Source organism: Lawsonibacter sp. OA9 (assembly GCF_022440585.1).
Genome location: NZ_JAKNTI010000003.1, coordinates 1 through 7,088 on the forward strand (window position 1 = coordinate 1; position 7,088 = coordinate 7,088).

The following is a 7,088-nucleotide window of genomic DNA, read 5'->3' on the forward strand; positions in this document are numbered from 1 at the left end:
GGATGACATGGTCAGCTTTTATAAAGACTTTGGGGTCGGAAAACTGGGTCTTCACAAGGCTTTTCGAATCGACCACACGAAAGAGGATGTGGAAATTCTGCCGATCACGAACATCGCACATGTACAGTTGACTGATCTCGTCGGATATGAGATTGCGAAAAAGAAACTGATTGACAATACGGAGGCTTTTGTCAGCGGAAAGAAAGCCAACAACTGCCTGCTTTTCGGGGATGCGGGGACTGGAAAATCGTCGAGCATCAAAGGTATCCTGAACCAGTACTATGATCGGGGACTGAGAATCATCGAGGTATATAAGCATCAGTTCCAGGATCTGAATGCGGTGATTGCACAGATCAAAAACAGAAATTATAAGTTTATCATTTACATGGATGATCTATCTTTTGAGGATTTTGAAATTGAGTATAAATATCTGAAGGCGGTGATTGAGGGCGGTCTGGAAAAGAAACCGGACAATATCCTGATCTATGCGACGTCAAACAGGCGGCACCTTGTCCGGGAAAAATTCAGTGACAAGGAAGAGCGGCGGGACGATCTGCATTCTTCTGATACGGTACAGGAAAAGCTGTCGCTGGTATCGAGATTCGGCGTATCCATCTTTTTCTGTGCACCGGATAAGAAGGAATTCCAGAATATCGTGAAGACTCTGGCAGATCGGTATCACGTGAATATGCCGGAGGAAAAGCTGTTGCTGGAAGCCAACAAATGGGAACTCAGCCACGGGGGACTGTCGGGGAGAACTGCCCAGCAGTTTATTGATTATCTGCTGGGACAGCAATAGCAGTCGTCAAAAAAAGCACCAAACGGAGGAAAGTATATGCAGGTCACCATGTTTGCAACAATTGAAGTGGGATCTTACAGTGTGAACCTTAATGTATTTGAGCTCTCCCGCAAAGGGGGCATCAAATCCATCGATCATGTAACGCACCGCATTGAGCTCGGAAAAGAGACGTACGCAGAGGGCAGGGTGTCAGCCGGGCTGGTCGATGAATTGTGCGCGATCATTAAGGATATGACACAAATCATGGCTGGTTATCGGATCGGGGATTATAGGGCCGTTGCGACGAGTGCCATCCGGGAGGCCAAGAATTCCATGATCGTGCTGGAAACTATTTTTCAAAGAACAGGAATCCGGATCAACATCCTGAGTAACTCGGAGCAGCGTTTTCTGGGCTATAAGGGAATTGCGTCCAGAGGAGATGCTTTCCAGAAAATCATTGAGAAGGGAACCGCGATCGTGGACGTCAGCGGCGGAAGCATTCAGATCTCGCTGTTCGATAAAGATAATCTGATCACGACACAAAACGTAAAGCTTGGAAGCCTGCGCGTGAGAGAACGTCTTGCTGTTGTGGAGAATGAGACGACGCACTATGAGATGCTGGTTGAGGAGCTGATACGAAATGAAATCGCCAGTTTCATGAAGCTGCATCTGAAGGACAGAAAGATCAGTAATGTCATACTGATCGGAAATAACTTTACAGACTCCATCCTGTATAACCGTGAAAGGCTGGATTCCAAGGTGCTGACACAGGAAGAATATATGGAGTGGTACCGGACGATCATCGGACGTTCTCCCATTGAACTTGCCGTCAGACTGGGGATTCCGCTGGAATATGCATCATTGATGATTCCGACGGCCATCATCAACAAACGGCTGATCCAGGAGATGGGTGCCCAGAGTATCTGGATTCCGGGAATCCGTCTGGCGGACGGTGTTGCGTATGATTATGCGGAGAAGTCAAAAATCATTAAACCGGATCATAATTTTGACAATGACATCGTTATGGCAGCCAGAAATATCGGCAGAAGGTATGCGGTCAGCAAGAATCACACGCAGCTGATGTCAAGACTGGCCCGAACAGTATGCAATGCAATGAAACGCATACACGGGCTGACGGAGCGGGAACAGCTGCTTCTGGAAGTGGCAGTCCAGATTCATGACTGCGGAAAATATATCAGTCTGAGCAATGTGGCGGAATGTTCGTTCAATATTATTATGTCCACCGAGATCATCGGGCTGTCCCACCGTGAGCGGCAGATGATCGCACTGGCAGTCAGGTACAATACGCTGCCGTTTGATGATTATGCAGCGATGAACAGGATCGCAGATCTGGGAGAAACAGACTATATCCGGGTCGCGAAGCTGACCGCTATCTTACGTCTGGTCAATGCGCTGGACAGGAGCCACATGCAGAAGATCGATACCATGAAGGCATCCATTAAAGAAAATGAACTGATTCTTACGATAGACACGAAAAAGGATTTTACACTGGAACGGGGACTGGTGCAGGATAAACTGGACTTTTTTGAAGAGGTTTACAGCATACGGCCAGTGATTAAGGTCAGGAAGACAATATAGGAGGGGTGATGATGGACTATTCGCAATGGAATAAACCGGAGTATTACAGAAACCGCGAACTTAGCTGGATCGGGTTCAATGAACGTGTTCTGAGTGAGGCAAAAGACAGAAATATTCCGCTTTTTGAACGTCTGAAGTTCCTGAGCATTACAGCTTCTAATCTGGATGAATTCTTTATGATCCGTGTGGCTTCCCTGAAAGATATGGTGCATGCGGAATATACGAAGCCGGATATCGCCGGTCTTTCACCGAAAGAACAGCTGAAGGAACTAAGCCCCAGGACGCACGAGCTTGTTCAGGCGCAGTATAATACGTACAACCGGTCACTCATCCCGGCGCTTGGCAACATTGGAGTCAATGTGGTCAGCTCTCATGAACAGCTGAGTAAGGTACAGGCTGCGTATGTGGATACGTATTTCGAGGAAAATGTCTATCCCGTACTGACACCGATGGCGATGGATTCTTCGCGTCCGTTTCCGCTGGTGAGAAATAAGACATTAAACATCGGGGCATTGATCAGAAAAAAAGATACGAAGAAAAATAAAGAGGCGCTGGAATTTGCAACAGTTCAGGTGCCGTCGGTACTGCCGAGGATCATCGCACTTCCTGATGGCAAGAATGGAGAACGCTGTATCATCCTGCTGGAGGAAGTCATCGAGCGGAATATCGGAAAACTGTTTCTCAGCTATGATGTCGTCTGTTCTTATCCATACCGGATCATGCGGAATGCAGATCTGACGATCGATGAGGACGAGGCTGCGGATCTCTTAAAGGAGATACAGAAACAGCTGAAAAAAAGGCAGTGGGGAGAAGTGATCCGTCTTGAGGTACAGGACGGGATTGACAAGAGACTTCTTGCGATTCTGGAAAAAGAGTTTGACATCAGGGAGGAAGATGTATTTCATATCAACGGACCGCTTGACCTTACATTCCTGATGAAGATGTACGGGATGAAGGGATACGATGATTTCAAAACACCACCGTATGTGCCAGCCGCAGTTCCGGCACTTCAAAATGAGAAAGATATTTTTACGAATATCAGAAAGGGTGATATTCTGCTGCATCACCCGTATATGAGCTTCGAACCGGTCGTCGATTTTGTCAGACAGGCGGCGAGAGACCCGGAGGTCCTGGCGATCAAGCAGACGCTGTACCGTGTCAGCGGTAACTCACCGATCATCGCAGCGCTTGCACAGGCGGCAGAGAACGGAAAACAGGTTACTGTACTGGTTGAGCTGAAAGCCCGGTTTGACGAGGAGAACAATATAGTGTGGGCGAAGATGCTGGAAAAGGCAGGATGCCACGTCATCTATGGACTGCTGGGACTCAAAACACACAGCAAGATCACGCTGGTGGTAAGGCGGGAGGAGAGTGGAATCCGCAGATATGTTCATCTGGGGACCGGAAATTATAATGACTCTACCGCGAAACTTTATACAGACTGCGGGCTTTTGACATGTAATGCGAGGATAGGCGAGGATGCAACAGCGGTGTTCAATATGCTGTCCGGTTATTCAGAACCGGGCAGCTGGAATAAGCTGGTGGTGGCACCGCTCTGGATGCGGAACCGTTTCCTTCACTTGATCGAGATGGAAGCGGAACATGCCAGAAAAGGGCAGACAGCACATATTATTGCCAAGGTGAATTCTCTGTGTGACCGAGATATCATTGCTGCACTGTATGCCGCTTCTGCCGCAGGTGTAAAAATTGATCTGATTGTGCGGGGAATTTGCAGTCTGAAGGTTGGAATACCTGGGGTCAGTGAAAATATATCCGTACATTCGATCGTCGGGAATTTCCTGGAACACGCCAGAATCTTTTATTTTTACAGCAATGGTCAGGAAGAGATCTATATGGGCAGTGCTGACTGGATGCCGCGAAACCTGGATAAGCGCGTAGAAATCAGTTTTCCGGTTGAAGATCCGAAGCTGAAGGAGGAAGTAAAGCATATTCTGGACCTTCAGCTGAAAGATAATGTGAAGGCACACGTTCTGCAGCCGGACGGAAGCTATGAGAAAATTGACAAGCGCGGCAAGGTACTGATCGATTCACAGAGAAGTTTCTGCCAGGAGGCGACAGCAAATGCAAAGAAGCCACGGACGCATGGTGATCAGAGAGTATTCATTCCCGCGGAACCCGCGGAAGAATAAAACGTAAGATTATTATAAAAAGAACATAATATAAGGATATTGACAAACCATCGGAGTTGAGTTACATTATGTGTAGCAAATCTGATGGCCGAAAAAAGAGCCTGGAATGCAGGCTCTTTTTTGATTGAAGGGGAATGTTACAATGAAGTCTATCACACAGAAAGGGACAGGTAAATACTATGAATCTGATTGCAGAAGTTGAAAAACAGGTATTGAAAAATCTGGCAGGTACGAAAGCTGCGGCCGGTTATGTTGCGCCGTCAGACAATTGTATCTACCAGAATGGCACGATAAATGCCGGAATGGGAGAAATCCGTAAGGAAACTGCGGATAACCGCGGCCGGTAGTGCCGCAGGCATTTAAGTTTTTTGCAGATTTGCCCATATTTCATAGGGAATCGAAAGATTTCCACGGCCAACTCCGATTTCGATTCCGGGCTTGCCCGCGCCGTGATAGTCAGAACCGCCGGTGATCTTCAGACTGTATTTTCTCGCCAGGCGTTTCATGTTACTCTCATCCATCCAGCGGTTGGCAGAGTAGATGGCTTCCATGGCGTCCAGCCCGGATTTTTTCAGCTCTTTTACGAGTAAGTAAAGGTCTGCATCATTCATATGATAAAGCAGCGGATGCGCCAGTACAGCGAAGCCGCCGCCTTCGTGAACCAGCTGTATGGCCTGAAACGGCGTCACCTTTTCACGCGGAATAAAGCACGGGCAGTCGTCCCCGATATAACGGGCAAAAGCGTCTGGTATATCTCTGACATAGCCATGTTCTGACAGAAATCTTGCAAAATGTGCCCGGGTCCATACCGAATCCGGATATTCTTCCGCCATCTGCTCATGACTGATGGATACGCCGTGATTATTCAATGCCTGTATCATTTTTTCATTTCTCAGATCACGGGAATCGAGGAACTGCTGAAGTGATTCCACGAAGTGATCATTCGCTGTATCAATACCAAGTCCCAGGATGTGCACATCCTTCCCCTTATAATTCGTTGAAAATTCAATTCCCGGTATCAGCTCGATGCCGTATTCCTCAGCTTTTTTTTTCGCCCGTTCAATCCCGGCGATCGTGTCGTGGTCTGTCAGTGCGATTGCGCACAACTGATGTTCATGCGCATGGACGATAAGCTCCTCCGGGCTCAAGGTTCCGTCCGAACAGTCAGAATGCACGTGCAGGTCAATAAGTCTTTCCATGGGTATCGCTCCTTTTCTATGTCGGATAACGCTAACGTTATTGTATAGCAGGTGAGGGCGGAAGGTCAAGGGAAGGAGGGGAGTGGTTTACAGACAGGATTTCGTATTACAATGCGTTTGATGCGTATCATGCAAAGCATAATCCCGGCGCAATGGAAAAACTGTTATCGGGATATGTTAAGCACGGTTGGACAGTTACCTGGAGATGCTGGAATTTTGAAAAAAAATTTGATATGATAGGAACTGGAACATACTTGAATTGCACATACAAAAAGAGGTCGATATGGGGATAAAAATAGAATGTGTGGCGCTTGATCTGGACCGCACGACATTGAATGTACAGGGAAAACTGAGTCCGGGAAACCTGAGGGCGATCGAACAGGCTATTAAGGCAGGCATACATATTGTGATCGCAAGCGGCAGGGCTTACTCCACGCTTCCAACAGAAGTGACAGGGATTGCAGGAATCGAGTACGCGGTGACTTCAAATGGGGCAGCGATCTATCGGATTTCAGATCATACCTGTCTGAAACAGTATAAGATTCGGAGCGCGTCCGTGGATACCATACTGAAAATGTCCGCGGATGAGCCGGTGACGTATGAGGCGTTTGTCGATGGCGCGGCGTATGCTGACCGGGATCTCATAGAGAATCCGGTAAAATACGGGACCTCTTTGCAGGCTGTCGAGTATGTGAAGAATACAAGGCGTCTCGAACCGGATATCGTACAGTTTATCAAGGCACATATGGATGAACTGGACAGCATGGATATCGTCGTTCGGGATGCGCAGATGAAACAGCGCATCTGGGAACGGATCGCCGGGGCAGATTCGGAAGTTTATATCACATCCTCCGTGCAGCAGCTGATCGAGATATCACACAGGGATGCAGGCAAACATACCGGACTGCGCTTTGTGACAGAAAGACTCGGGATATCACCGGATCATGTGGCGGCCTTTGGGGATGGGGACAATGATGTGGATATGCTGAAGTTTGCAGGGTACGGGGTCGCCGTGGCGAATGCCTCCGACAACTGCCGCGCGGCGGCGCATTATCTGACGAAACACCACAATGAGGACGGCGTGGCATACGGACTGAGAGAGGTTCTCAGATGTATTCCCGCAGAGGAATTGTGACAGACGAGGAGAAATGAGATGGGAGATAAGAAAAAAGCATGTTTATTTGAAAATATGATACAGAATCTCAGCATGAACTTCGTGGAGCTTCCTGAACTGCTGGAGACTGCAGCTGAAGAAAAACAACCGGTTCAGATGCCTCTGCGTCTCCAGATACTGGGGAAGGGCTTTGCCGCCGGCTGGGATGCGGCGCGGGTAAATACAGAACTTCTGGAGCATGACTGTGA

Annotated in this window: 6 protein-coding genes; 5 read left to right on the plus strand and 1 reads right to left on the minus strand. The window is 48.1% G+C overall.

Features of this window, described 5'->3' with window-relative positions; genetic code table 11:
* The 4 genes from MCG44_RS00065 to MCG44_RS00080 form a co-directional block, all read left to right on the plus strand.
* Positions 1-799 (plus strand): ATP-binding protein (locus MCG44_RS00065; protein ID WP_240286018.1); only part of this gene is annotated, 799 nt, incomplete at its 5' end.
* 36 nt (positions 800-835) lie between these two features.
* Positions 836-2,377: an exopolyphosphatase gene (locus tag MCG44_RS00070; RefSeq protein WP_240286020.1), complete on the plus strand. Its 1,542-nt coding sequence runs from the start codon at positions 836-838 to the stop codon at positions 2,375-2,377.
* A gap of 8 nt (positions 2,378-2,385) precedes the next feature.
* Positions 2,386-4,527 carry an RNA degradosome polyphosphate kinase gene (locus MCG44_RS00075; RefSeq protein WP_345891674.1) on the plus strand — a complete coding sequence of 714 codons (2,142 nt, stop codon included), beginning with the start codon at positions 2,386-2,388 and terminating at the stop codon, positions 4,525-4,527.
* A gap of 179 nt (positions 4,528-4,706) precedes the next feature.
* Positions 4,707-4,874, plus strand: coding sequence for a hypothetical protein (locus tag MCG44_RS00080; RefSeq protein ID WP_240286024.1), 168 nt, complete (start codon positions 4,707-4,709; stop codon positions 4,872-4,874).
* 12 nt (positions 4,875-4,886) lie between these two features.
* Here MCG44_RS00080 and MCG44_RS00085 read toward each other — a convergent pair whose 3' ends face one another.
* Complete coding sequence (locus tag MCG44_RS00085; RefSeq protein WP_240286026.1) at positions 4,887-5,726, minus strand: PHP domain-containing protein; 840 nt, start codon at positions 5,724-5,726, stop codon at positions 4,887-4,889.
* A 304-nt stretch (positions 5,727-6,030) separates the two neighbouring features.
* Between MCG44_RS00085 and MCG44_RS00090 the strand changes: the two genes are divergently transcribed.
* Positions 6,031-6,861: an HAD family hydrolase gene (locus MCG44_RS00090; RefSeq protein WP_240286028.1), complete on the plus strand. Its 831-nt coding sequence runs from the start codon at positions 6,031-6,033 to the stop codon at positions 6,859-6,861.
* Positions 6,862-7,088 lie beyond the last annotated feature (227 nt).